The sequence below is a fragment of the Pedococcus soli genome, assembly GCF_054782575.1.
Genome location: NZ_BAAGSF010000004.1, coordinates 726998 through 750629, shown reverse-complemented (window position 1 = coordinate 750629; position 23632 = coordinate 726998). Strand labels below are relative to the sequence as shown.

The following is a 23632-nucleotide window of genomic DNA, read 5'->3' as shown; positions in this document are numbered from 1 at the left end:
CGTCAGGGAGCGACGGTGATGGTGCCGCCCTCGAAGGTGCAGGTCATGGTGCCGTCGGCGAGGCGCCGGGTGTCCGTGAGGGGATAGCCGTAGGGGCCGGTCGCCCCGCCCTGCGCCTTCCACTCCGCGCGGACCGAGCCGAGCACCCGTCGGCCGGGCCCGGTGCCGAGCGCCCAGACGTCGCCGCCCTGGAAGCTCTGGTAGACCCCTCGCGCTGCCGTCCCCTGCGCCCCGGTGGGGAAGTGCAGCCAGCCCTGGTCGCGCCCACCGGCGACCCACGCCGTGTGGATGACACCGCTGATCGCCTGGGTGGTCGTCGAGGCCGAGTCGATGATGCAGCCCTTCTGGAAGCGCTGGACCCATGCGCCGTTGCCGAGGTCCTCCTTCGGCGCGACCGGGTAGCCCAGCCGCCCGGCCTCCCGGCCCTCGCGCTTCCAGACGTCCCACCGGACGCTCCACACGGACTGGATGGTCGTCGAGGCCGAGTCGACGACGCAGCCGGACTGGAACTCCTGCCGCCAGCCTCCGTCGACCATGCCGGAGTACCGGTTGCTGATCGGGTACCCGAGCCGTCCGGACTCGCGCCCCTCGCTCACCCAGAGGGTGTACGCGTCGGCGTAGACGACCTTCGGCGCGGTGCTCGGCGAGTCGGCGATCGCGCCGCGCTCGAAGAGCTGGACCCAGCCGCCCTGCGCCCGCCCCGTCATCCAGTCGCTGGCGGGGTAGCCCAGCAGGCCCTTGACCCCGTCGACCTGGGTCCACACGGTCTTCACGACGTTGGGCACCGCGCGGGTACCCGTCCTGGAGTTCGTGTGGATCGAGCCACCCTGGTAGTCGACGCGGGTGCCGCGGTTGTCGCCGTTGTCCTTGATCGGCCCGAGGGACGACTTGAGGAACGACCCCTGGGCGCCCATGTCGCGGTACTTCTTCTCGATGACCCCCCAGCGTGGGAGCAGGGGCGAGCTGTGCTCGTTGGTGCGGTTGTCCTGCAGCGAGGTCGTCGTGCAGGCGTCCCACTTGTAGGGGGCGACACAGCTGACGACCCGGCAGTGCACGCCTCCGCTGCACTTCACCTGGGTGTTGCACTGGCCGTACCGGAAGGCGTTGCAGCAGACGCGGCGCTGGTCGCACGTGGCGCTCGAACCGGTCCCGCAGGAACAGCTCCAGCACTTGCTGTCGCAGATGCCGTCGGTGCAGCCGGTCGAGCACTTGGAGCAGGAGGCGTTGCAGTCGACGATGTACCGGTAGCCGCCACCGCACCACGAGGAGTCGGCGGCCTTCCACCACCCAGCCGCGAAGCTGCCGGGTGGACAGGTGTTGGCTCCCTTGTTGACCGTCGCGCAGAACACCGTCCAGCCACTGCTGGCGGTGTTGCCGGGGCCGCAGATCGTCGCGTAGGCCGGCTGGGGCCGCAGGACGTAGTCCTTCGGTCGCGTCGCGAGGGCCGAGCCGGCCACCGCCGCACCGACGAACACGTCGCGGCGGGACACCGGGCGCATCCGCCGCGTCAGCGAGGTGACGAACCCGGCGATGCCGCCCGGGCCGGCGTTGAGGTCGTCGAGGGCGCTCACGGGTGTCCTCCCTGTCGGGCCAGGGTGGCCCGGTCGGTGATGCGCAACGAGTTGACGAGGGCGACCGCCCGGGGCACCGAACCCATCCGACGGGCGTGGCTGCCGAGCACGGTGAACAGGCAGAACGCCCGACCACCCGAGCTGAAGAAGTGCTGGGACGCGCTCAGCCCCAGCAGCGGCCGCTGCAACCGGTTCGGGCCGAACTGCGACGGGGCCAGGCGGGGCAGCCCCTGCTTCTCGAACAGGCCCTGGTCGGCGACCTCGGTGCCGTAGTCGACGAGGGCCACGAAGATGTCGTCCGGGCCGAGGAGGTCGACCACCCCGGTCCCGAAGTCCCCGCGTGCCGTCGGCATCGGCCTGGTGCAGGCGTGCAGGACCGGACGGGTCACGTCCTCGGCAGCTCCCCGGGCGGAGGGGCCCAGGTCGGTGGCACCGGGACGCCGTGAGACGGCCACGTGCCACCCCCGAGGTGCCTGAGCGGCGAGTCCGTATGCGTCTGCCATGGTTCAGCTCCCAACTGCGGCGACCAGCAGTGCGGCGGCCGCTCCTCCCAGCGCCACCCTAGCGATGATTCGTGCCGGTTTGGCCCAACGCTCCACCCGGGTGAACACGGCGTGCAGCGCGGCCCGGTCGGTGACCCGGCCCATGAGCAGCGACGGGAGGGCGCGGACCACGCCGAACACCGCCCCGATGGCCAGCCCGGCACCGAGCTGCCCGGAGAGGGCGGCGAACAGCACCACGCCATACGTCGTCGCACTCGTGATGATCGTGACGAGGCCGAACCCGAGCTGCACCCCGAACCCCAGTCCCATCACCCAGCCGCGGTACTCGTCGAGCCAGTTGACGTCGACCTGGCGGCGCCACGAAGGCACCATCCGGTTGCCCGGCGCCGAGTCGAAGCCCAGGCCGACGAGCAGCAGCAGGGCCACGACACCGAGGGCCCAGGGCGAGGCGCGCACGTCCTCGGGCACGGCGGAGCCGAGCAGGGCGGCGAGGGCACCGAGCCCGAGACCGCCGACCAACGACCCGACGAGGTATGCCGCGGTGGTCAGCCACCAGCGGGAGTTCCTGGCCCGCTCACCGAGCGGGCTGATGCTCGAGAGCATCGACTCACCTCAAGGGGACCACGTGGCGCGCACGGCGGCGACCGCCGCCATGGGCAGGCCCAGGGCGAGGGCCAGGACGGTGACGGACACGGGTCAGTGCTCGTGCCGGCCGGGCACCGCGTGCTCGTGGGCGTCGTCGTGGGCGTGCCCGTGGTGGTCGTGCCCCTCGTGGTCGTGCCCGCTGTGGTCGTGGTCGTGCTGGTGGTCGTGCCCGCTGTGGTCGTCGGGGCCTTCGGGGTCAGGCGACTCGTACAGGCTGGGGTGACCCGGCGCGATCCCTGCCGCCAGCAGCTCACCGTCCATGCGGGGGAGGTTGTCGCGCTCGCCGCGGCCGAGGTCGTCACCCACGAGCGCTCCGGGACCGCTGCGGCCGGCCGCGGCACGGGCCTCCTCGCTGTCGGACACCCCCTGGGCCATCAGGTCGCGGACCTGCGGCCACGTGGTCGCCGAGCCCTCGCCGGTGACCTGGCCCCCCTCGACGTAGACGAAGTAGGGCGAGCCGGGGATGTCGTAGTCGAGCCAGGCGGCGGAGGACTGGATCACGGGCACGTCGCCGGCGAGCGACCGGAGGCTCGGGACCGACTCCTCCTCGGGGCCCTTGGCGACGACTCGGAGGGCACCGTCGCCGGGCACGTCGACACCGCGCTGGAACTCCTCCCAGAACGTCTGGCAGACGCTGCAGCCGCTGGTGAGGAAGGCGAGCAGGGTCCGCTGGCCGGGGGCCGTCACGACGACCTCGGATGCGGCGCGCTCGAGGTCGGTGCCGACGATGTCGTGCGCCTTCGTCGAGTCGTGCCGGGTGGCCGGGATGACCCCGGTCTCCAGCTCGACCGGCACGGGACCGGGCTTGCCGCCCGTGGTCGCGGTGGTCACCCCCGTGCCGGCGTCCTTCTCGAGCTCGAGGCCTGCCCCGAGCTCGTGGAGGGCCTTGAGGATGAGCGCGTGGCTGCGCAGCAGGCCGAGCACGAGGACGCCGAGCAGGACGACGGCGACCCCCTCGGCGATGACGACGGCAAGCATGGGTCAGCCCTTCGTGCGGGTCGGGTTGGCGCTGCGGACGGCGGTGGCGGTGGTGGTGGGGAGGACGGCCATGACCATCCAGGCGAGGCCGGCGATGACGACGGCGAGGGCGACGGTGGTCACGAGCGACGCACCGGCCGGCGCGTTCGCAGCTGCTCCGGACCACACGGCGGACGGCGGGTCTGCGGCGAGGGCGACGGCGACCAGCGCGGCAGCAGCCGTGAGGACGAGGTGGGTCCGGGTCGCGGGGGTGTCGGGCTTGCCGAAGCACCCGCACGACCCGAGGACCCCGCCGCGCGTCAGGACGCGCCCCACGAACAGGGTGAAGACGAGGTAGGCCGCGGCCACCAGGGCCGCGCTCGTGCGGCCCGGGGCCACGACGGCCCAGACGCCGACGACGACCTCGCCCACGGCGAAGAGCCGGACCAGTGCCGCCCCGGGGCCAGGTGGGACGACGAAACCGGCGGAGCGCAGGGCGCGAACCAGGGGCAACGGGTCGATGACCTTGGGCACACCGGCCACGACGAGCAGCCCCGCCACGGCGAGGAACGGTCCCGCGAGTGCGTCCCACATGGCGTCCACGCTACCCGCCGGGTGCGACGACCCGGCGGTCGCGACAGGCGGAGTCGTCGTGGAGGTGGGCTGGGAGCGGCAGGGGGCCGGTGTGGGGCGGCAGGGCGGCATACCGGGACAAACACCGCGGGGTGCCGCTCCGTCGGTCGACGGTGCGGCACCCCGGAGGTGCGCCCTGCGCTGAGGGTGGTGGAGCTGGGTCAGTCGACCTTGTCCTTGGTCTCGTCGGCCTTGTCGGCGACGGCCTCGGCGGCGTCCTTGGTCGCGTCCGCGGCAGAACCTGCAGCGTGCTTGCCCGTGGAGGTCACCTTGTCCTTGGCGTCGGACGCAGCACCGGCGGCCTTGTCCTTGGCCTCGGTCGCCTTGTCCTTGACGGTGTCGGCTGCTGCTCCGGCCTTCTCCTTCGCGGCGTCGGCGAGGTTCGAGACCTTCTCCGAGGTGGAGGCGCGGCCGCTGGTCGGCGCGGTGTACGGGTCGTCGAGGGGGGTGGCCCACGGGTCCTCGCGCGGCGCGGACTTGCGGAACACGGCGAACGCGGCACCGGCAGCGGCGAGGACGCCGAGGAAGATCAGCACCTTGCCCTTGCGACCGCTGCGCTTGGCGACGGCGTCGCCCTTGAGGACGTGGAACGCCCCGCTGGAACGGTCGGCCGTCTCGCCGGCCACGTCCGTGGCGGTGCTCTTGGCGGCAGCGGAGGCTGCGGCCACGGCCGCGATGGCCTCGGCGACCTTCGGCAGCAGGCTGTCGACGATGGTGTCGCGGGCGGTGTCGACCTTGGGCGCGAGGCCCTCGACAGCACCCTGCAGCTTCGGGGCGGCGACCTCGATGCCGTGGTCGACGTGGGGCTTGGCCCAGTCGCGGGCAGCCTCGACGTGGGGCTTGCCCCAGTCCTTGGCCTGGCCGGCGCGGTCCTTGGCGACCTCTGCGGCCGGGGCCACACGGTCCTTGAGGGTCGATGCGTAGTCCGCCGCGGTGTGGGCCGTCGAGCTCACAGCGTCGGCGGCCTGCTCGGTCTTGCTCTTGGTGCGGAACACCTGTGCCTCCCTGGTGGTGCGGACATGTCTGGCTTCCCCGAGGGGATGCCACTCCTGCCCCATCCTGCCTTGTTTCGGCTGGTGGGCAACCCAGCGGGGCTCCCGCGGACGACGCCCGGACGGCCTCCGTGGAAGGATGAGCAGCATGGACGTCACCCTCAAGACCAACCACGGCGACATCAATGTCACCCTCTTCCCCGACCACGCTCCCAAGACGGTCGCGAACTTCGTCGGCCTCGCCAAGGGCGAGCAGGAGTACCGCGACGACGCGGGCCGCACGAACCCCACGCCGTTCTACGACGGCCTGGTGTTCCACCGCATCATCCCCGGCTTCATGATCCAGGGCGGGTGCCCCGTCGGCCAGGGCTTCGGTGGCCCCGGCTACACCTTCGACGACGAGATCAGCCCGGACAAGAACTTCAACCAGCCCTACATGCTCGCCATGGCGAACGCCGGCAAGCGCATGGGCAAGGGCACCAACGGCTCGCAGTTCTTCATCACCGTGGGTGACACCTCGTGGCTGCAGGGCAAGCACACCATCTTCGGCGAGGTCGCCGACGGCCCGAGCCGCGAGGTCGTCGACAAGATCGCGAACGTGCGCACCGGTGCGAACGACAAGCCGGTCGAGGACGTTGTCATCGAGTCGGTCGTCGTCAACGACTGACCTCGACCCGATCCCCCGAAGACAGGACCCGCGCATGAGCGAGCCCACCGCCGGAGCGCAGCAGCAGACCACACCGGTCTGCCCCCGGCACCCCCAGCGCGTGTCGTACGTGCGGTGCCAGCGCTGTGGCCGGCCGGTGTGCCCGGACTGCCAGCGGCCCGCGGCCGTCGGCGTCCAGTGCGTCGACTGCGTCCGCGCCCAGGCCAAGACGATGCGCTCGGCCACGACCGTCTTCGGGGGACGGGTCACCGACACCCCCGTGGTGTCCTACGCGATCATCGCGCTCTGCGTGCTCGTGTACGTCCTCCAGCTCGCGGTGCCGGGCTTCAGCGACCAGGTGGACTTCAGCCCCTACACGGGTGAGTCCGAGCCCTGGCGGTTCGTCACCTCGGCCTTCGCGCACAGCCCTCAGCAGATCACCCACATCCTGTTCAACATGGCGGCCCTGTGGATGGTGGGTGCCCAGTACCTCGAGCGCCTGCTCGGTGCCGCCCGGTATGCAGCGGTGTACCTGATCAGCGCGGTGGGCGGCTCGGTCGTCTACCTCCTCATGTCCACGCCCCCCACCAGCACCCTGGACCGGACCTCGTGGTTCACCCCGATGGTCGGTGCCTCGGGTGCGGTGTTCGGGTTGTTCGGGGCCCTGCTCGTGCTCAACCGGCACCTGGGCCGTTCCTCCGCGGGGATGTACCTCACCATCGGCATCAACGCCGTGATCGGGTTCGTCCTGCCCAACGTCGCCTGGCAGGCGCACCTCGGCGGACTGCTGACCGGCGCGGCCCTGGCGGCCGTCATCTCCTGGACCACGCCGCGCGAACGCCGCCGCTGGCAGTGGCCCGGCCTTGGGGCCGTGCTCGGGGTCCTCGTCGTGCTCGCTGTCGTGAAGTACGCGCTCTCCCCCGGGTTCGTCCTCGTCGGCTGACGGGCTCCGAGCTCCCGGCAGCGGGTGGGGACCCGCGTATTACACGCCTGTCATTTGTCCCCAGCTGTGGAGAAAGGTGTGGACAACTCCCTGTGGACAACGGTGGGGACGAGCGGCGGACAGATGTGGACAAAGGTGGGGATGCCCGCTGGTGCCCGAGGATGAGGCGTCTAGTCCTGATGCAGGAGGGTATGGCTGCGTTGTCCGCATGATCACCTTTGCGGTGCGCGCTGCAAGGCTCTGGGGACTCGACACCGACGTCCACAGGGGGACCACATGACCACGCTCCAGCAGATGATCCGACGCCGCTCCGCCTCCGAGCGAGGGGCCACGCCGGTGGAGTTCGGCCTCACCGTCGGTCTCGTCGCGACGTTCCTCGTCGTGGTGGTGGGCCACTTCGGCGAGAGCCTCGCCGGGATCTTCGACGCGGCCAGCCGGGGCTTCTGAGCAGGAGGGCTCTGCGCCCGACCGGGGTGCGTGGGGGAAGCCGTGAGCACGGGGCCGGCCGGCACCGCCGGCGGGGACAGGCCCCTCTCGTGCGGATGGTGGAGAACGACGACCCGCACGAGGACGATGTCCGACCGGATCGGCGCTGCCACTCTCTCCGTAGGGCCACTCGCCCGATCCGCCGGCCGCAAGGGAGCCCACCATGACCTCGATCCACAGCAAGATCCAGCAGCGCCTCAACCGCGAGCGCGGCGCCACCGCCGTCGAGTACGGCCTGATGGTCGGCCTCATCGCGATCGTCATCATCGTCGCGGTCGCGCTCCTGGGCACGAACCTCTCCGACATCTTCAACACGGGTGCCACGACGGTCTGACCCGGCTGACCCCACCGACCCCTGGCCGCCGGAATCCCCCACCGGCAGGCCATGGTGTTCGCCCCGGCGAACGACAGGAGCGCACCCCGGCTGGGCCGGGGTGCGCTCCTGTCGTTCGAGCAGGTCGTCAGGCGACCCGCGTCCGGTGGTTCAGTGGTTCAGCGCCAGCGGGTGGTCATGGCGAACCCCGACAGCATCAGGCCGAAGCCGATGCCGAGGTTCCAGCGGCCGAGCGCCTCGACCGGGAAGCGCTGGCTGGTGATGTAGAAGACGACGATCCACAGCAGTCCGAGCACCATGAGGGTCAGCATCACGGGCACGAACCAGGGCGGGTTCCCGACCTTGGCCTTCGCGGGCTTGCTGGGCGGGGTGTAGGCGCGCTTGGCGCGGCCCTTGGACTCCGGCACGGGAAAACTCTCCTCGCAGGTCGGACGGCATCGAGCCGCCGGGACGTTTGGCATAGCGTAGTGCCATGGCGGACCAGAGGCTGACGTGGTTGACGCGTCGGCCCACGGTGTGGTCGGCGGTCGTCCCCCTCGTGGCGCTCGGCGCCGGGGTCATGTTCGCGCTGAGCGCGGCCACGGCCAAGGGCACGGACCTGCGGTCCTCCGGCGGTGACGTCCCCGGCCTGATCAGGGAGCAGACGCGGCAGAACGCCATCGCCGCCCAGCGGGTCGCCTCGCTGCGCGCCGAGGTCGACCGGCTGTCGGCCCAGCAGGCCCCCGGCGACCTCCAGGTCACCGAGCTGACCAAGGACGCGGACGCCCTGCGGCTCGCCGCCGGGACCGAGCCGGTCGCCGGACCGGCGGTCCAGGTCACGATGACCGACGCGAAGACCGTTCCCGACGTGCTGCCGGACGGCTTCTCGGTCGACGACTACGTCGTGCACCAGCAGGACGTCCAGGCCGTCGTGAACGCGCTGTGGCAGGGCGGTGCCGAGGCGATGATGCTCATGGACCAGCGCGTGGTCTCGACGAGCGCGGTCCGCTGCGTCGGCAACACGTTGATCCTGCAGGGACGGGTCTACTCGCCGCCCTACGTCATCACGGCCATCGGCGACCAGGGCCGGCTCCGTGCGGCCCTCGACTCCAGCCCCAGCATCGGGATCTACCGCCAGTGGGTCGACGCCGCCGGTCTGGGGTACGACGTGACGTCGCGTCGCGAGATGACCTTGCCGGCCTACGCCGGCTCGATCAACCTCCAGGACGCCCGGGCGGCGCGATGAGCTCAGGTGCGGCCCGCGCGGGTCGGTGGGTGCTCGGGCTGGCCGGGGACGTGTTCGTCACGGCCGGCCTGCTCCTGCTCCTGTTCGTCGGGTGGCAGCTGTGGTGGACCGACGTCACCGCCAACCGCGTCCAGGACGACACCGTCCACGCGCTCACCCGCGACTTCGCGTCCGGGGCGTCCGGCTCGGCCGCGGCCAACCGGGTGCCGGCTGCCGTGCCGTTCGGCAAGGCCTTCGCGATCGTGCGGATCCCGCGGCTCGGCGCCGACTACGCGCGGCCCGTGCTCGAGGGCACCAGCCGCGACATCCTCATGGACGGTGTCGGCCACTACACGGGCACGGCGCGGCCCGGTGCCGTGGGGAACTTCGCGATCGCCGGCCACCGCACCACCTACGGGCGCCCGTTCCACGACATCGACCTGCTCCGCGCGGGCGACAAGGTCGTGATCGAGACCCGGACCGAGTTCCACGTGTATGCCGTGAAGCGGCACGTCATCGTCGCGCCCACCGAGGTCGATGTCATCGCGCCGGTGCCGCAGAAGGTCGGCACCAGGCCCACGCAGCGGTGGCTCACGATGACCGCGTGCCACCCCAAGTACAGCGCGGCGCAGCGGTACGTCGTCTTCGCCGAGCTGGTGCGGTCCTACCCCCGGACGGCGGGGCTGCCCGCCGACGTCCTCGCCGCACCGAAGGCAGGTGCGTGATGATCTACGCAGCGATCTGGCGGGCGCTGCCCGGGCCCCTGGTGGTCCGGGTGCTGCTGGCCGTGGTGCTGGTCGTCGCCGTGGTGGCGTTCTGCTTCCTGTGGCTGTTCCCGCGGATCGCGCCGCTCATGCCGTTCAACGACAACACGGTCGACCCGTCGGCCGCCCGTCCCCACGCCGTCCACGCACCCCAGCTCGAGGCCTCCCCATGACCCGCATCCTCGTCGTCGACAACTACGACAGCTTCGTCTTCACCATCGTCGGCTACCTCCAGCAGCTCGGTGCCGAGTGCGAGGTCGTCCGCAACGACGCGCTCACCGCCGCCGACGGTGCGGACTTCGACGGGGTGCTCGTGTCGCCGGGTCCCGGCACCCCCGAGCAGGCCGGTGTCTCGATGGCGATGATCGAGGCGTGCGCCGAGCGCGCCCAGCCGATGCTGGGGGTCTGCCTCGGTCACCAGGCGCTCGGGGTCGTCGCCGGGGCGACCGTCGGGCGGGCACCGGAGCTGCTCCACGGCAAGACGTCCCGGGTCCTGCACGACGACACCGGCGTCCTCGAGGGCCTGGGCAGCCCGTTCACGGCCACGCGGTACCACTCGCTGACGATCGACCCCCCGACGCTGCCCGAGACGCTGGTCGCCAACGGGCACACCGAGTCCGGCATCATCATGGCCGTCCGCCACCGCGACCTGCCCCTGCACGGGGTGCAGTTCCACCCCGAGAGCGTGCTCACCGAGGGTGGGCACCGCATCCTGGCCAACTGGCTGCAGGTCTGCGGCCTGGACGACGCCGTCCAGCGCTCGGAGGGCCTGAGTCCCCTGGTCCGCGACGCCGAGGGAGTGGCCCGGGCCGTCGCCGCCCACTGACCTCCGGTCGGTCAGGGCGTCTGGATCGGCGCCGGGGGTGTGACGGGGATGGTGCTCGTCGGCGCCGTGGTGGTCGTCGTCGTGCTCGTCGTCGGCGGAGCCGTCGTGGTGGTCGGTGGGGCCGTCGTGGTGGTGGTCTGGGTCGGACGCGGCGGCTGGGCCACCGTCAGCACGATCTGGGTGCCGTCGTTGACCTTCTCGCCCTTCTTGATGCTCTGCTTCGTCACCGAGTCCTCCGTCTCGGAGCTCTCGACGTACTCCGTCTTGATGCGGAACCCGAGGTCACCGAGGATCTGGGCGGCCTCGCTGCGCGACTTGCCCACGACGTCGGGAGCGGTGATCTTGCCCGAGGACACGGTCAGGCCGACGGTGCTCCCGACCGGGACGGACTCGCCGGCTCCCGGGTCAGTGGAGACGACCTGGCCCTTGTCCAGTCCCGAGTCGTCGACCTCCTTGATGGCGCCGACCTTGAGGTTGAGGTTGGACAGCGCCGTGCGCGCCTCGTCCTGGCTGTAGTCCCTGAGGTCGGGCAGGTCCCTGGTGTCGGGGCCGGCCGAGATGCTCAGCTGGACGCGGGAGTTGCGTGCCGCGAGCTCGCCGCCGCCTGGACTCTGCTCGATGACGTGGCCGATCTCCTTGGTGCTGGCCACCTGGGTCGACTCGGGCACCAGCCCGGCCGCCCTGATCTCCGCCTCGGCTGTCTCGACCGGCTTGTCGACCACGGACGGGATGGACACCTGGGCAGGCGTGTCCGGTGGCCGGTCGAGGAAGGACTTGCCGGCGAGGGCGAGCAGCACCAGCGCGCCGACCACGGCGAGGACGAGCAGCACGTAGGCGAGGCCGCGTCGGCGACGCGGTTCGTCGTCGGGGTCGTGCCCGATGGCCGGCAGGGTCGCGGTGTTGCCGTGGCCGCCACCGGCGGTGCCGGGAGCGGTGGCGGTCGTCGGGGTGGCACCCGCGGGCAGGACCGTGGTCGCTGCCGCGGCGGCCCCGAGGGCACCGATCGCCACGGTGGCCTCCGGCGCCGAGCCGGCCGTCCCGCGGGCTGCATCGCTGATGGGGCGCCCGAGCCGGGCGGCCTGCAGGTCGGCGCGGAACGCGGTCGCGTCCTGGTAGCGGGCCTCGCGGTCCTTTGCGAGCGAATGCAGGACCACCGCGTCGAGGGCCGGGCTCACGGCGGGGTTGAGCGAGGACGGTCGCGGGGGCGGCTGGCCCACGTGCTGGTAGGCGATCGCGACCGGTGAGTCGGCCTGGAACGGCGGGCGACCGGTGAGCAGCTCGAACAGCAGGCAGCCCGTGGAGTACAGGTCCGAGCGCGCGTCGACGTGGTGGCCCTGGGCCTGTTCGGGCGACAGGTACTGCGCGGTGCCGATGACGGCCTGCGTCTGGGTCATGGTGGCGTTCGCGTCGGCGACCGCCCGCGCGATGCCGAAGTCCATGACCTTGATGTCGCCGCGGGAGCCGATCATGACGTTGGCCGGCTTGATGTCCCGGTGGACGATGCCCATCCGGTGGCTGTACGCCAGCGCATCGAGCACGCCCTCGGTGATGCGGGCCGCCTCCGCGGGTTCCAGGTGGTGCCGGTCGTTGAGCAGCTCGCGCAGGGTCTGGCCCTCGACGTACTCCATGACGATGTAGGGCACCGGGACCGAGGCGCCGCCGGACTCGGTCAGCCGGTCCTCGCCGGAGTCGTAGACCGCGACGATGCTCGCGTGGTTGAGCCCGGCCGCCGACTGGGCCTCACGGCGGAACCTGTTGAGGAACGAGGGGTCGCGGGCGAGGTCGGAACGCAGCAGCTTGATGGCGACCGGCCGAGAGAGGCGGGCGTCGTGGCCGAGGTGCACCTCCGCCATACCGCCGCGGCCGAGCAGGCCGCCCACTTCGTAACGGCCCCCGAGGAGCTGTGGTGCGGTCACGGCTTCTTGCCTCCCTTGCCCTTGCCGTGACCCTTGCCGGCGTGGCCGGGGGCGGGCCGGGCCGGGGCGCTGGCCACGGTGGTACGGGTCGTGCGGGTCGGCGAGGCGGTGTTCTTGGCAGGGGTCATGGTGGAGCGGGTCGTGGCCTTCGGGGTGGTGGGTGTGCTCGTGGCCCTCGGGGCGAGGGGTGTGCTCGTGGCGGCGACCGGGGTGGTCCGGGACGGGGTGGGCGTCGAGCTGGCGTTGCCGCGGGAGGTCAGCGACACGACGAGGGCGACGGCGAGCAGGACCGCGACGCCGGCAGCGACGGGCAGGGCCCAAGTGGGACGCCGGGTGTCGTGCACCTCGGTGTCGTCGTGACCGGGGTCGGTGGCGAGACCGGCGGCTGCCGCGGGGGCGAGGAAGACGGAGGTCGGCAGCGTGTCGTCGCCGCTCAGGCCCTCGGGCGCTCCGGCGATCACGGGGGTGACGGCTGAGGCGGCTCCGGCCCGGAGGTGCTCGGGGACCTCGCCGTCCGGGAGCTCGAGGGCGGCCGCGAACTCCGCGGCACTGCCCGGACGCTGGGAGGGGTCCTTGGCCAGGGCGGCCATCACCGTCGTCCGCAGGGGTTCCCCGACCTCGTCGGAGAGCTGGGGGGCCGGTTGGCTGAGGTGCGCCAGGGCGGTGGTCACCATCGACTCGCCGTTGAACGGTCGACGCCCGGTGAGCATCTCGTAGCCGACCACGGCCAGGGCGTACACGTCGCTCAGCGGGCCGGCCGGTCGGCCGGCGGCCTGCTCCGGTGCGAGGTAGTGGGGCGTGCCGAGGACCTCGCCGGTCTGGGTCATCGGGGCCTCGCTCAGGGCGCGGGCGATCCCGAAGTCGGTGAGCTTGGCGTACCCGTCCGGGTCGACGACGATGTTCGCGGGCTTGACGTCCCGGTGGACGACCCCCGCGTCGTGGGCCGCCTGGAGGGCCAGCGCGGCCTGCCGCAGGATGTCGGTGACCTCCTGCTGCGGCAGCGGCGCACGCTCCTTGATCAGGGTCGAGAGGGGTTCGCCGACGAGCAGCTCCATGACCAGGAAGGCCGTGCCGTCGTCCTCGCCGAAGTCGTGGACGGTCCCGATGTTCGGGTGGCTCAGGCCGCCGGAGTGGCGGGCCTCGGCACGGAAACGCTCCGCGAAACCCTCGTCCTGCGCGCTGTCCGGCCGGAGCACCTTGACGGCGACGTCACGGTCCAGGGTGACGTCGTGGGCACGCCAGACCTCACCCATCCCGCCCATCGCGATGGACTCCTCGAGGCGGTAGCGGCCGGCGAGCACGTCGCCCTGCGTGGGGGTCACTTGCCGAGCACCGCTTCCATGACGGCCTTGGCGATGGGGGCCGCGACCCGGCCGCCGGCGGCCTCGTTCCCCGCGTTGCCACCGTCCTCGACGACGACGGCGACGGCCACCTTGGCGCCCACGGCGGGCGCGAACCCGGTGAACCAGGCGTGCGGGGCCTTGCCCACCTCGTGCTGGGCGGTGCCGGTCTTGCCGGCGACGTCGACGCCGCTGATCTGCGCGGCGGTGCCGGTGCCGTTCTCGACGACCCCCTGCATCATCCGGGTCAGGGCGTCGGCGGTCTCCTTCGAGACGGCCTGGGACAGCTGCTCCGGCGGGGGTTCGTCGAGGACCTCCAGGTCGGAGGAGGTGACCTTCTTGACCAGGTGGGGCTTCATGACGATGCCGCGGTTGGCGACGGCGGCGGAGATCATGGCCACCTGCAGCGGGGTCACCCGCACGTCGTACTGGCCGATCGCCGACTGGGCCAGCTGGGGTTCGTTGAGCTCGGCCGGGACGCTGCTCGGGGTCACCGTCATGGGGATCGTCAGGCGGTCACCGATGCCGAACTTGGCTGCCTGCGAACGGAAGTCGTCGGCGCCGATCTGCATGCCGAGCCAGCCGAACGCCGTGTTGCACGAGATCTCGAGCGCCCGCTTGAGGGTGACCTTGCCGTTCGGCCCGCACGGCTGGCGGTCGTCGTTCGGCAGGTTGGTCGTGGTCTGCGGCAGGTCGAGCGTGGCCGGTCCGGGGATCTGCGACTCCTCGGTGAACTTCCCGGACTCCAGGGCGGCGGCCGACGTGACGATCTTGAACGTCGACCCCGGCGGGTAGAGGTTGCCGGCGATGGCGCGGTCGACCATCGGGCGGCTGCTGTCGGCGTTGAGGTCCTTCCACGCCTTCACGACGGCGGAGGTGTCGTGGCTGCTCAGGACCGAGGGGTCGTATGACGGGTGGCTGACGAGGGCGAGCACCTCACCCGTGCTCGGGTCGAGGGCCACGACCGCCCCGCGCTGGTTGCCCAGCGCCTTCTCGGCCGCGGCCTGCGCCTTGGCGTTGACCGTGAGCTCGAGGCTGGCCCCGGTCTGGTCCTTGCCGGTGAGGATGTCGCTGACGCGGCGGTAGAACAGCTTGTCCGAGGAGCCCGAGAGCAGCGCGTTCTCCGCACCCTCGATCCCGCCGCCCGCGCCATACGTGAAGGAGTAGTAGCCGGTGAGGTGGGCGTAGAGCTTGCCCTGCGGGTAGGTGCGCAGCCACTTGAGCTCGTCCTTGGAGGCGACCGACTTGGCGATCGGGGCACCCCCCACGAGGATCTGGCCGCGCTCGCGGGCGTAGTTGGCCAGCAGGGTGCGGCGGTTCTCGGGCCGGTCGTCCAGCGACTTGGCCTGGACGAACTGGATGTAGGTCGAGGAGATGAGCAGCGCGCCGAACAGCAGCGCCACGACCATGGAGAGGCGGCGGAGGGGGGCGTTCACCGCAGCGCCACCATCTCGGTCTTGGCCTCGCCGGTGCTGGACGCACCGACCGGCGTCTCGACGACCGGCCGACGGGCCTGGTCGCTGATGCGCAGGAGCAGGGCCACGAGCGACCAGTTGGCCAGCAGGGAGGAGCCTCCGTAGGACAGGAACGGCATGGTCAGGCCGGTGAGGGGGATGACCCGCGTGACCCCGCCGACGACGACGAAGCACTGCAGCGCCACCGAGAAGGCCAGTCCGCCGGCGAGCAGCTTGCCGAACCCGTCCCGGACCCCGAGCGCCGTGCGCAGGCCGCGCTCGACGAGCAGGACGTAGAGGATGAGCAGCGCGAACAGGCCGATCAGGCCGAGCTCCTCGCCGAAGCTGGGGAAGATGAAGTCCGACTCCGCGAAGTAGGTCAGGTCCGGGCGGCCGCGACCCAGGCCGGTGCCGAAGAGGCCACCCGCCGCCATACCCATCAGGCCCTTGGCGACCTGGTCGGACTGGCCGGGGGCGAACGGGTCGAGCCACAGGTTCACGCGCGCCTGGACGTGGGAGAAGAGCAGGAAGGCGAGGTAGGCGCCGCCGCAGAACAGGGCCATGCCGATGGCGATCCAGGACACGCGCTCGGTCGCGACGTAGAGCATCGACACGAACAGGCCGAACAGGAGCAGCGACGAACCCAGGTCCTTCTCGAAGACCAGGACGAGCAGGCTGAGGATCCAGGCGACGAGGATCGGGCCGAGGTCGCGACCGCGCGGGAAGGTGAAGCCGAGGACCTTGCGGCCTGCGAGCGAGAGGGCGTCACGGGTCTGCACGAGGTAGCCCGCGAAGAAGATGGCGAGCACGATCTTCGCGACCTCGCCGGGCTGGAACGTGAACGGCCCCAACCCGATCCAGATGCGCGAGCCGTTGACGGTGCGACCCACGACGGGCAGCAGCGGCAGGATCAGCAGCCCGAACCCGACGATCGACGCGGTGAACGTGAACCGGCGCAGCGCGCGGTGGTCGCGCAGGAACCACAGGACGGCGGCGGCGATGGCGACCGCCAGGGCGCTCCAGATGAGCTGGCGCAGGGCCAGGCCCTCGCCGATGCTGCGACCCTCGGCGATGTCGAGCCGGTGGATCATCACCAGCCCGAGGCCGTTGAGCAGGGTGACGATCGGCAGGAGCAGCGGGTCGGCGTATGACGCCTTCCAGCGCAGCAGGAGGTGGAACGCGAGCGAGATCGCGAGCAGGCCGGCGCCATGGGTGATGAGGCCGGGGGGGAACGAACCCGAGACCGAGAGGCCGACGTTGACGTAGGCCAGGACGACGATGCCGACGGCCAGCAGCAGCAACGTCAGCTCGACGTTGCGGCGGGTGCGGGGAGCGAAGCTCGAGACGGTCGTCATGGCGCGCTCAACGGGTCGTCGGGGTGGTGGTGGTCGTCGTCGACGAGGTCGTCGGGGTGGTGGTGGTTGTGGTGGTCGTGCTCGGGGACGTCGTGGTGGTGCTCGGCGTGGGGGTCGACGAGTCGCCGGTGGCGCAGGTGCCACCGGTCGCCCGGCTCACCGCGCAGCGGGACGCCTCGAGGCGCAGCTCCTCGACGAGGGCCTCGGCGTCCTTGAGCGTGTCCTTGGAGATCGAGGCCTCGACCTTGGTGCGGTAGAAGTCCGGCAGGTCGCTCACGACGACGTCGGACGCCTCCTCGACGTGCGACAGCGCGATCGGCCCGAGGTCCTGGGAGACGCCCTGGTAGATGGCGACCTTCCCGTCGTGGGCACCCACGAAGTACTGGCCCTGCGACCAGTCGTACGCGGCATACGCGCCACCACCGAGGACCACGAGCACGACGGCGAGGACCGCGGCCCTGCGCCACCAGCGGCCGGGCCCGGCCGGGCCTTCCTCCGCGAGGGTCACCTCGTCGTCGTCCTCGCCGGTGGCCTCGCGGGTGAGCGCAGCGGCCTTGGCAGCAGGAGTGACCGGTATGGCGCGAGTGCTCTTCTTCGTGCGCGTGGAGGCGGCGCCCACGATCTGCGGCTGCGTCGGGGGGCCGTCGACCTTGGTGAGGTCGACGACGTCACCGATGACGATGGTCACGTTGTCCGGTGCGCCGGCCTTGAGCGCGAGGTCGACGAGCCGGTCGGCCGTCGCGCCCGGCGCCTCGCCGGCCGTGACGATCTCGGCGATGGTGTCACCGGCGACGTAGTCGGTGAGGCCGTCGGAGGCGATGAGGTAGCGGTCGCCCATCCGCGCCTCGCGCACGGTGACGTCCGGCTCGTCGTCGGGCTGGCCGGTCAGGACACGGGTGACCAGGGAGCGCTGCGGGTGCCCGATCGCCTCGTCGGCGGTGATGCGGCCCTCGTCGACCAGGGACTGCACGAAGGAGTGGTCCTTGGTGATCTGCGTGAGCTGGCCGTCGCGGGCGAGGAACGCGCGGGAGTCGCCGATGTGGGCCAGGACGAGCTTGTTGTGCGACCGCAGGATCGCGATGAGCGTCGTCCCCATGCCGTGCAGGCTGGGGTCGGCCTTGACCATGTCGGCGAGCTCGTCGTTGGCCGACGTGATCCGTCGGAGCAGGGCCTTGCTCGCCTCGGCGCTGCCCAGCGCCTCGCCGTCGAGGTCGGCCAGCGCACCGATGACCACCGAGGACGCGATGTCGCCGCCGGCGTGGCCACCCATGCCGTCGGCCATCGCCAGCAGCCGCGGCCCGGCGTACCCGGAGTCCTGGTTCTCCGACCGCACCATCCCGACGTCGGAACGCGCGGCGTAGTTGAACGCGAAGGGCATGTCGTCGAGGCCTACTTCCGCAGCTCGATGACGGTCTTGCCGATCCGCAGGGTGGTCCCGACCTCGACCCGGACCGGGCCGGTGAGGCGCTCGCTGCCCAGGAAGGTGCCGTTGGTGGAGCCGAGGTCCTCGACGAACCACGCGCCGTCGCGGTGGAAGATCTTGGCGTGCCGGCCGCTGGCGAAGTCGTCGTCGAGGACGAGGGCGCACTCGGGGTTGCGGCCGATGACGGTGCCGGACTCACGCAGGGGAAGGCTGGTGCCGGTCAGGGCGCCCTGCGTCACGACGAGCGTGCGCGGCGTGGACGAGGCCTGGCGCCGAGGGGTCTTCGCCGGGGGCTTGGCGGCGGGGGTCTCCTCGGCCTTGGCAGCGCGCGCGGCCGGCTGCCGCTTGGCCGGCGCGGGCTTGCGCGGGGTGCGGCTGACCACGCGGGTGCCGTAGATGTCGCCGCGCAGGACGCCGACGACGCTGAACACGAAGATCCACAGGAGGACGAGCAACCCGAGGCGGATGATCGTCAGGGTGAGTTCACTCATGCGACGAGGTCACCGCCGCCCGGCGCGGTAGACGACGGAGGTGCGGCCCACCGTGATCCGGTCCCCGTCGGAGAGGCGTTGGCTGGAGATCCGCTCGCTGTTGACGAACGTGCCGTTCGTCGAGCCGAGGTCGCGGATGCTGGCGACGAGGTGCGGTCCGTCGTTGGTCACGCGGATCTCGCTGTGCCGCCGGGAGATGCCGGGGTCGTCGAGGATGATGTCGGCGGCGTCGTCGCGACCGAGGACGGTCATCGCGCCCATGAGGGGGTAGCGCTCGCCGTCGACGTCGAGCCACGGCCGGTCGGCGGGGTTGACCCGGCGGGGCGGAGCCGGTGGGGCGACGGGCGCCTGCGCCTGGGTGGCCTCGAGGCCGTCGTCGTCCGGGACCTGCCGCGCGGGGTGACCCTGCGGGCGGGCCGAGTGGGCCGGGGGTGAGACCGCGGCAGCCGCCTCGGCCTCGGAGTAGGGGCTGGGAGCCGACCCGGCGCCATACCCGCCGCTGCTGCGGCGACCGGGGGCGTCCCCGGGGCGACGTGCCGTCGAGGTGCGCAGGCGGAAGACCCCGGTCTCGAGGTCGTTGGCGCTCGCGAAGCTCACCTGCAACGGGCCGCCGGGCTGGTAGCGCTGCGACTCGGCGTGCTCCTGGGCAGCCGCGATGAGCTCGTTCTCGAGCTCCTCGTCGTACCCGCCGAGGCGGTCGTAGTCGGTGTCGGAGAGCTCGACCGTGTAGAGGTTCGGCACGATCGTGCGGCCGGGGCCGAGGATCGCGGCACGGTCGTCCATGGCCCGCCGGATCGCCGAGGCGATCTCCACGGGCTGGACCTCCGACTTGAAGGCGCGCGCAAAGGCACCGTTGACGGCACGCTCCAGGCGTTGCTCGACCCGGTCGAACAGTCCCACCGCTCGGCCTCCTTCGCTGACTGGCCCCTGATCGTAACCGGCTCGGCTGGCCGCGGCGCCCGCCGCGCCATGCCGCCGCGCGGCGACCCAGCCAATCGCGACCAGCCACCCGACGCAAAACGCCGGTTGCTCGGGGAAACGGCAGTTGCAGGCCGCAGTTTTGCCAAACAACCGCCGTTTTGCCGTGTCGCGCACCCGGTGGTGTCGTGCCGTCGACCCGCCCGGCCCGTCCCACGGCTGTGCCGGAAAGAGCCGGTTTGGAGTTCGGGGCACCGATACAGCACACTGTTCACCGCGCGCGAGTGGCGGAACGGCAGACGCGCTGCGTTCAGGTCGCAGTGTCCGAAAGGGCGTGGGGGTTCAAATCCCCCCTCGCGCACGCAAAGACGAAGGGCCCCCGAGAATCTCGGGGGCCCTTCGCCGTGTGTTCATGCCTTCGCCCCGGGCGTCGCTGGTCCGGGCGGGTCCGGGCGGGGTCCGAGCTGGGTTCCGGCGGGGTCCCGGGGCCGTGGCTCAGACGTGGACGGGCGGGGCGCTCCCGTCGCTACCGGCCGGCGTGTGCGGAGTCTTGAACCCGACCCACAGGTACGTCGGGATGATCGGCATCAGCGCACGGAACGATGCCCGCGGCAGCCTGGCCGCGAGTCCGGGGACGATGTCGCCACCGCTGTAGCGCTGCGGGTCGGCCAGGACCGGCACCGTGTAGTCCCAGAGGTCGAACGCGTTCAGCAGCTGCTCGAGCGACCGCCGGGTCCGCAGCCGCTCGTAGTACTGGTCGCCCTTGCGGGTGATCCGGACGTACGCGTCCCCGGCCTTCGGCGGGAGCCACGACAGGAACGGCAGCCGGTGGTGTGGCTCGATGATCCCGAGGCGGTTGGCCAGGCCGAAGTAGGCCACGCCGTCCGGGGACAGCACCCGGTGGATCTCGGCGACGACGGCGGCCGGGTCGACCACGTGCTCGTAGATGTGGTTGAGCACGACGACGTCGACGCTGTCGTCCTCGAACGGCAGGTGCTCTGCGTCGCTGAGGTGGAAGGTGACGTCGGCCCCGAACCGCTCCTTGGCCAGGGCGACGCCACCCTGGTCGATGTCGACCCCGTGGGTCGTGGCGCCGGCCTTCGCGAGCTCGTCGGCGATGTAGCCGGCCGAGCAACCGACGTCGAGCGCCGTCAGCCCGGTGAGGTCCGGCCGGCCGAGCGCGTGGCGCAGGACCGCGAGGATCTTCGCGGCCTTCTGCCGCCGCTTCTCCTCGTCGAGCATCGCCGCCATCTGCTGGGAGTAGTCGAGCTGCGGCTTGCGTTCGGCCATGGCCTGGCTCCGATCGTGGGGTGTGCGTCGGCGGACAACCTATCGGCGTGCCGTCGGTGCCCTGACCTCTCGAGTTTGAAGCCCCAGCGACACCATGGCGTCGCTGGGGCTTCAAACTCGCGGTCAGAGGCGGACGTCAGGCGTCGGCGTCCAGGGCCTTCAGCTCGTCGTCGGTCAGCTCCAGCTCGGCCGCCTTCACCGAGTCGGTGATCGACTCGGGCCGCGACGCCCCCGGGATCGGGATGACGACGTCGGCCAGCGAGAGCTCCCACGCCAGGGCCACCTGCTGCGGGCTCACGCCGTGGGCCTCTGCGACCGTGGCGAACGCCGAGTGGTTCGAACCCAGCTCGGAGGCGTTCGAGATGCCACCGAGCGGGCTCCACGGCAGGAACGCGATCCCGAGCTTCGCGCAGTGGTCGAGCTCGCCGCGGCTGGACAGGAACTTGGGCGAGAACTGGTTCTGCACCGACACGAGCCGTCCGCCGAGGATCTCCTGGCTGAGGTCGATCTGCTCGATGTTCGCGTTCGAGATGCCGGCGCGGACGATGACGCCCTCGTCGAGCAGGTCGCGGATCGCGCCGACCGACTCTGCGTACGGCACGGACGGGTCCGGCCGGTGGAACTGGTAGAGGCCGATCGCGTCGACCCCGAGCCGTCGTGCCGACTCCTTGACCGCGGACTTGAGGTGCTCGGGGCTCCCGTCCAGGGTCCACGAGCCGTCGCCGGGGCGGAGGTGGCCGCCCTTGGTGGCCACGAGGACCGACGAGCTGTCACCGCCCCAGGACTTCAGGGCCCTGGCGATGAGCGACTCGTTGTGGCCCACCTCGTCGGCGTCGCGGTGGTACGCGTCGGCCGTGTCGATGAGGGTGACGCCGGCGTCGAGCGCGGCGTGGATGGTGCGGATCGAACGCTCCTCGTCCGGGCGGCCCTCGATGGACATGGGCATGCCGCCGAGTCCGATCGCGCTGACCTGGGTGTCGCCGAGTGTGCGCTGCTGCATGGGGGTCCTTCCGTGGGGATGGGGGGCCTCACCACGCTAGGTCGGTATGCCGCGTGGTGCCCACTCGAGGCACCTGACCACCCGCAGGAGGGTGGGACGCGTCAGACTGGTCGTGTGGGAGCACCCGATGGCATCGCGTAGGGCCCGCAGGGCGATGGCCGGCGAGGGACCGCCGCGCGAGCACGTCGCCGGAGGCACCACCTCGCCGGACGAGACCCCTGGCCGGGCACCGCACGCGAGCCCCGACGCGGAGCCGACCCGACGGCATACAGTCACGTCCATGGTCGATGACGCGCAACGGACGACGTACGTGCTGGTGGACGGCGAGAACATCGACGCCACCCTCGGCACGTCGATCCTGTCGCGTCGGCCCCAGCCGGACGAGCGCCCGCGGTGGGACCGCCTCAAGAACTTCGCCGAGGAGGAGTGGGGCCAGCCGGTCAAGGGACTGTTCTTCCTCGCGGCCAACGGCGACCTGCCGATGGGGTTCATCCAGGCGCTGCTGGCCATGGAGTACCGCCCGGTGCCGCTGTCGGGGCGTGCGCACGAGAAGGTCGTCGACATCGCCATCCAGCGGACCCTCGACGCGCTCGCCGACCGCAACGCCGACGTCATGCTGGTCAGCCACGACAGCGACTTCGTGCCGCAGCTCGGCAAGCTCTGCGACGGCCGCAAGGTGGGGCTCGTCGGGTTCCTCGAGTTCCGCAGCAAGGCGTTCGTCGAGCTCGAGTCGCGGGGCCTGGAGTTCTTCGACCTCGAGTACGACGTCGACGCGTTCACCGCACGCCTGCCGCGTGTCCGGGTCATCCCGATCGACGAGTTCGACCCGTTCGAGTTCATCTGAGCCGGAGCCAGTCGCGCCCTCGACCGCGGGCAGCCGCCTAGGAGGCGTGCCGCGTGGCGAAGGCCTCGTGCAGCGCGCGGACCTCGTCCGTCAGCTCGGGGGCCGGTCCGGCGACCACGACCCCGGGCGCGACGTCCTGCACGGGCAGGGGCGCGACCGGGCCCGCGGGAAGTCCCCACCCACGGCGCCAACCCACGAGCTGGGCGGTGGACGCGGCATACGCGATGCGTCCCAGGCCCACCCACGCATGGGCGGCGGCGCACATGGGGCAGTGCTCGCCGGAGGTGTAGACGGTGGCGGTGGCGCGCTCGGCGGGGGTGAGGGTGGTCGCGGCGAGGCGGGCCAGCTCGAGCTCGGGGTGACGGGTGTCGTCACCGGTGGTCTGCTCGCGGTTGCGGTCCTCGGCGACGACGCGGCCGTCCGCGGTGACCAGGACCGAGCCGAACGGTCCGTCGCCGGCCTCGAGGGCCTCACGGGCGAGCTCCACGCAGCGACGCAGGTGGCGCAGGTCGTCCTCGGTCAGGTCGCTCCCCAGGGTCATGGACCCATGGTTGCCGATCTGCGAGGGAATCGGTCAGATCCGGCCGGTGGTGATCCAGGCACAGGCGCGGTGGACGGCGTCCCAGGGGTCGGTGCCGAGCTCGACGGTGAACCGCCGGACGTGGGCCTGCGGGTCGGTGAGGACCGCGGTCCACGCGTGACCGCGGGCACCGATGGTGAGGACGGCGCGGCGCAGGAGGGTGCAGGAGGAGATGTCGACGGTCATGGCGCCGCCGTTGCCGAGCTCGCGGCGCATCGAGAACGCGTGGCCGTCGATGATGTCGGTGCACCGGGCCGCCTCGGCGGCACGGGACCGGGCCCGGTCGTACTCGGCCTGGGTGACGTTGCCGAACGACAGGGCGAGGGCGGAGCGGGCGGCGGTCAGGCCGACCACGGAGCGGGCGCGACCGGCGTCCTCGCGGGCCGCCTCGCAGGCCATCCAGGTGCGGGTGACGTCGGCGGCAAGCGCCTCGCGCATGCCGGGTGCTGCGTGGGCGACGTACCAGGCGTTGTCGTAGATGCGCTCGATGACGGTCATGGCGAGTCCTCCTCCACCG

The 23632-nt window shown here is 71.8% G+C and carries 27 protein-coding genes and 1 tRNA gene; 10 read left to right on the top strand and 18 right to left on the bottom strand.

The genetic code is table 11. The features are described 5' to 3' along the window. Positions 1–2: 2 nt before the first annotated feature. The 6 genes from ACYVKF_RS09640 to ACYVKF_RS09615 form a co-directional block, all read right to left on the bottom strand. Entirely contained in the window at positions 3–1571 is a 1569-nt protein-coding gene (locus ACYVKF_RS09640; RefSeq protein WP_460966284.1) for an LGFP repeat-containing protein, read from the bottom strand. After that, positions 1568–2074, bottom strand: a complete 507-nt coding sequence (locus tag ACYVKF_RS09635) for a hypothetical protein (RefSeq protein WP_460966283.1) — start codon at positions 2072–2074, stop codon at positions 1568–1570. The genes ACYVKF_RS09640 and ACYVKF_RS09635 overlap by 4 nt, the downstream gene beginning before the upstream one ends. A gap of 3 nt (positions 2075–2077) precedes the next feature. Continuing rightward, positions 2078–2677, bottom strand: a complete 600-nt coding sequence (locus ACYVKF_RS09630; protein WP_460966282.1) for a hypothetical protein — start codon at positions 2675–2677, stop codon at positions 2078–2080. Positions 2678–2770: 93 nt separating this feature from the next. Next, positions 2771–3697 carry a hypothetical protein gene (locus tag ACYVKF_RS09625; protein WP_460966281.1) on the bottom strand — a complete coding sequence of 309 codons (927 nt, stop codon included), beginning with the start codon at positions 3695–3697 and terminating at the stop codon, positions 2771–2773. Between the two features lie 3 nt (positions 3698–3700). After that, a complete protein-coding gene (locus tag ACYVKF_RS09620; protein WP_460966280.1) occupies positions 3701–4270 on the bottom strand; it encodes a MauE/DoxX family redox-associated membrane protein in 570 nt (189 codons plus the stop codon). A 200-nt stretch (positions 4271–4470) separates the two neighbouring features. Then, positions 4471–5304: a hypothetical protein gene (locus ACYVKF_RS09615; RefSeq protein WP_056916064.1), complete on the bottom strand. Its 834-nt coding sequence runs from the start codon at positions 5302–5304 to the stop codon at positions 4471–4473. Between the two features lie 145 nt (positions 5305–5449). Here ACYVKF_RS09615 and ACYVKF_RS09610 point away from each other — a divergent pair, with 145 nt between their 5' ends. From ACYVKF_RS09610 to ACYVKF_RS09595, 4 genes are all read left to right on the top strand, one after another. Then, positions 5450–5968 carry a peptidylprolyl isomerase gene (locus tag ACYVKF_RS09610; RefSeq protein ID WP_056916063.1) on the top strand — a complete coding sequence of 173 codons (519 nt, stop codon included), beginning with the start codon at positions 5450–5452 and terminating at the stop codon, positions 5966–5968. A gap of 34 nt (positions 5969–6002) precedes the next feature. Then, positions 6003–6890 carry a rhomboid family intramembrane serine protease gene (locus tag ACYVKF_RS09605; protein WP_460966279.1) on the top strand — a complete coding sequence of 296 codons (888 nt, stop codon included), beginning with the start codon at positions 6003–6005 and terminating at the stop codon, positions 6888–6890. Positions 6891–7166: 276 nt separating this feature from the next. Then, positions 7167–7337 carry a Flp family type IVb pilin gene (locus tag ACYVKF_RS09600; protein ID WP_460966278.1) on the top strand — a complete coding sequence of 57 codons (171 nt, stop codon included), beginning with the start codon at positions 7167–7169 and terminating at the stop codon, positions 7335–7337. A gap of 202 nt (positions 7338–7539) precedes the next feature. Then, positions 7540–7710, top strand: coding sequence for a Flp family type IVb pilin (locus tag ACYVKF_RS09595; RefSeq protein WP_460966277.1), 171 nt, complete (start codon positions 7540–7542; stop codon positions 7708–7710). Positions 7711–7868: 158 nt separating this feature from the next. On the opposite strand, the gene ACYVKF_RS09590 is transcribed toward ACYVKF_RS09595, so the two are convergent. Beyond that, positions 7869–8117, bottom strand: a complete 249-nt coding sequence (locus tag ACYVKF_RS09590) for a cell division protein CrgA (protein WP_056916060.1) — start codon at positions 8115–8117, stop codon at positions 7869–7871. A gap of 65 nt (positions 8118–8182) precedes the next feature. Between ACYVKF_RS09590 and ACYVKF_RS09585 the strand changes: the two genes are divergently transcribed. The 4 genes from ACYVKF_RS09585 to ACYVKF_RS09570 are packed head-to-tail and all read left to right on the top strand — an operon-like array spanning position 8183 to position 10504. After that, positions 8183–8935: a DUF881 domain-containing protein gene (locus tag ACYVKF_RS09585; RefSeq protein ID WP_460966276.1), complete on the top strand. Its 753-nt coding sequence runs from the start codon at positions 8183–8185 to the stop codon at positions 8933–8935. Beyond that, complete coding sequence (locus tag ACYVKF_RS09580; RefSeq protein WP_460966275.1) at positions 8932–9639, top strand: class E sortase; 708 nt, start codon at positions 8932–8934, stop codon at positions 9637–9639. Before ACYVKF_RS09585 ends, ACYVKF_RS09580 begins: the two co-directional genes overlap by 4 nt. Continuing rightward, positions 9636–9851: a hypothetical protein gene (locus ACYVKF_RS09575; protein WP_369818797.1), complete on the top strand. Its 216-nt coding sequence runs from the start codon at positions 9636–9638 to the stop codon at positions 9849–9851. The genes ACYVKF_RS09580 and ACYVKF_RS09575 overlap by 4 nt, the downstream gene beginning before the upstream one ends. Next, entirely contained in the window at positions 9848–10504 is a 657-nt protein-coding gene (locus ACYVKF_RS09570) for an aminodeoxychorismate/anthranilate synthase component II (protein ID WP_056916057.1), read from the top strand. Before ACYVKF_RS09575 ends, ACYVKF_RS09570 begins: the two co-directional genes overlap by 4 nt. Before the next feature lie 11 nt (positions 10505–10515). Here the strand turns inward: ACYVKF_RS09570 and pknB are convergent, their stop codons facing one another. The 7 genes from pknB to ACYVKF_RS09535 are packed head-to-tail and all read right to left on the bottom strand — an operon-like array spanning position 10516 to position 19383. Then, on the bottom strand, positions 10516–12420 hold the full coding sequence (gene pknB, locus ACYVKF_RS09565; RefSeq protein ID WP_460966274.1) for a Stk1 family PASTA domain-containing Ser/Thr kinase: 1905 nt from the start codon (positions 12418–12420) through the stop codon (positions 10516–10518). Then, entirely contained in the window at positions 12417–13742 is a 1326-nt protein-coding gene (locus ACYVKF_RS09560; protein WP_460966273.1) for a serine/threonine-protein kinase, read from the bottom strand. The genes pknB and ACYVKF_RS09560 overlap by 4 nt, the downstream gene beginning before the upstream one ends. Further along, positions 13739–15196 (bottom strand): peptidoglycan D,D-transpeptidase FtsI family protein, encoded by a 1458-nt coding sequence (locus ACYVKF_RS09555; RefSeq protein WP_056916055.1) that lies wholly within the window; start codon positions 15194–15196, stop codon positions 13739–13741. The genes ACYVKF_RS09560 and ACYVKF_RS09555 overlap by 4 nt, the downstream gene beginning before the upstream one ends. Then, positions 15193–16569 (bottom strand): FtsW/RodA/SpoVE family cell cycle protein, encoded by a 1377-nt coding sequence (locus tag ACYVKF_RS09550; protein ID WP_460966272.1) that lies wholly within the window; start codon positions 16567–16569, stop codon positions 15193–15195. Before ACYVKF_RS09550 ends, ACYVKF_RS09555 begins: the two co-directional genes overlap by 4 nt. 7 nt (positions 16570–16576) lie before the next feature. Continuing rightward, complete coding sequence (locus ACYVKF_RS09545; protein ID WP_460966271.1) at positions 16577–17947, bottom strand: PP2C family protein-serine/threonine phosphatase; 1371 nt, start codon at positions 17945–17947, stop codon at positions 16577–16579. A gap of 11 nt (positions 17948–17958) precedes the next feature. Further along, entirely contained in the window at positions 17959–18483 is a 525-nt protein-coding gene (locus tag ACYVKF_RS09540) for an FHA domain-containing protein FhaB/FipA (RefSeq protein ID WP_460966270.1), read from the bottom strand. 9 nt (positions 18484–18492) lie between these two features. After that, entirely contained in the window at positions 18493–19383 is an 891-nt protein-coding gene (locus ACYVKF_RS09535; protein ID WP_056919501.1) for an FhaA domain-containing protein, read from the bottom strand. Between the two features lie 296 nt (positions 19384–19679). Here ACYVKF_RS09535 and ACYVKF_RS09530 point away from each other — a divergent pair. Then, positions 19680–19762, top strand: a tRNA-Leu gene (locus tag ACYVKF_RS09530). 134 nt (positions 19763–19896) lie between these two features. Here the strand turns inward: ACYVKF_RS09530 and ACYVKF_RS09525 are convergent. Both ACYVKF_RS09525 and ACYVKF_RS09520 read right to left on the bottom strand, forming a co-directional pair. Next, positions 19897–20691, bottom strand: coding sequence for a class I SAM-dependent methyltransferase (locus ACYVKF_RS09525; protein WP_460966269.1), 795 nt, complete (start codon positions 20689–20691; stop codon positions 19897–19899). A 136-nt stretch (positions 20692–20827) separates the two neighbouring features. Beyond that, positions 20828–21691, bottom strand: coding sequence for an aldo/keto reductase (locus ACYVKF_RS09520; RefSeq protein ID WP_460966268.1), 864 nt, complete (start codon positions 21689–21691; stop codon positions 20828–20830). 280 nt (positions 21692–21971) lie between these two features. Here ACYVKF_RS09520 and ACYVKF_RS09515 point away from each other — a divergent pair, with 280 nt between their 5' ends. Continuing rightward, positions 21972–22535 (top strand): NYN domain-containing protein, encoded by a 564-nt coding sequence (locus ACYVKF_RS09515; RefSeq protein ID WP_056917332.1) that lies wholly within the window; start codon positions 21972–21974, stop codon positions 22533–22535. A gap of 37 nt (positions 22536–22572) precedes the next feature. Here the strand turns inward: ACYVKF_RS09515 and ACYVKF_RS09510 are convergent, their stop codons facing one another. After that, on the bottom strand, positions 22573–23076 hold the full coding sequence (locus tag ACYVKF_RS09510) for a nucleoside deaminase (protein WP_460966267.1): 504 nt from the start codon (positions 23074–23076) through the stop codon (positions 22573–22575). A gap of 33 nt (positions 23077–23109) precedes the next feature. Then, on the bottom strand, positions 23110–23613 hold the full coding sequence (locus ACYVKF_RS09505) for a hypothetical protein (RefSeq protein ID WP_460966266.1): 504 nt from the start codon (positions 23611–23613) through the stop codon (positions 23110–23112). Positions 23614–23632 lie beyond the last annotated feature (19 nt).

Coding starts and splice junctions, on each gene's coding strand:
- ACYVKF_RS09605 (WP_460966279.1), top strand. CDS start 6,003: ATGAGCGAGCCCACCGCCGGAGCGCAGCAGCAGACCACACCGGTCTGC.
- ACYVKF_RS09520 (WP_460966268.1), bottom strand. CDS start 21,691: ATGCAGCAGCGCACACTCGGCGACACCCAGGTCAGCGCGATCGGACTC.
- ACYVKF_RS09625 (WP_460966281.1), bottom strand. CDS start 3,697: ATGCTTGCCGTCGTCATCGCCGAGGGGGTCGCCGTCGTCCTGCTCGGC.
- ACYVKF_RS09630 (WP_460966282.1), bottom strand. CDS start 2,677: ATGCTCTCGAGCATCAGCCCGCTCGGTGAGCGGGCCAGGAACTCCCGC.
- ACYVKF_RS09635 (WP_460966283.1), bottom strand. CDS start 2,074: ATGGCAGACGCATACGGACTCGCCGCTCAGGCACCTCGGGGGTGGCAC.
- ACYVKF_RS09610 (WP_056916063.1), top strand. CDS start 5,450: ATGGACGTCACCCTCAAGACCAACCACGGCGACATCAATGTCACCCTC.
- ACYVKF_RS09585 (WP_460966276.1), top strand. CDS start 8,183: ATGGCGGACCAGAGGCTGACGTGGTTGACGCGTCGGCCCACGGTGTGG.
- ACYVKF_RS09620 (WP_460966280.1), bottom strand. CDS start 4,270: ATGTGGGACGCACTCGCGGGACCGTTCCTCGCCGTGGCGGGGCTGCTC.
- ACYVKF_RS09595 (WP_460966277.1), top strand. CDS start 7,540: ATGACCTCGATCCACAGCAAGATCCAGCAGCGCCTCAACCGCGAGCGC.
- ACYVKF_RS09580 (WP_460966275.1), top strand. CDS start 8,932: ATGAGCTCAGGTGCGGCCCGCGCGGGTCGGTGGGTGCTCGGGCTGGCC.
- ACYVKF_RS09600 (WP_460966278.1), top strand. CDS start 7,167: ATGACCACGCTCCAGCAGATGATCCGACGCCGCTCCGCCTCCGAGCGA.
- ACYVKF_RS09550 (WP_460966272.1), bottom strand. CDS start 16,569: ATGACGACCGTCTCGAGCTTCGCTCCCCGCACCCGCCGCAACGTCGAG.
- ACYVKF_RS09515 (WP_056917332.1), top strand. CDS start 21,972: ATGGTCGATGACGCGCAACGGACGACGTACGTGCTGGTGGACGGCGAG.
- ACYVKF_RS09525 (WP_460966269.1), bottom strand. CDS start 20,691: ATGGCCGAACGCAAGCCGCAGCTCGACTACTCCCAGCAGATGGCGGCG.
- ACYVKF_RS09570 (WP_056916057.1), top strand. CDS start 9,848: ATGACCCGCATCCTCGTCGTCGACAACTACGACAGCTTCGTCTTCACC.
- ACYVKF_RS09505 (WP_460966266.1), bottom strand. CDS start 23,613: ATGACCGTCATCGAGCGCATCTACGACAACGCCTGGTACGTCGCCCAC.
- ACYVKF_RS09510 (WP_460966267.1), bottom strand. CDS start 23,076: ATGACCCTGGGGAGCGACCTGACCGAGGACGACCTGCGCCACCTGCGT.
- ACYVKF_RS09545 (WP_460966271.1), bottom strand. CDS start 17,947: ATGCCCTTCGCGTTCAACTACGCCGCGCGTTCCGACGTCGGGATGGTG.
- ACYVKF_RS09540 (WP_460966270.1), bottom strand. CDS start 18,483: ATGAGTGAACTCACCCTGACGATCATCCGCCTCGGGTTGCTCGTCCTC.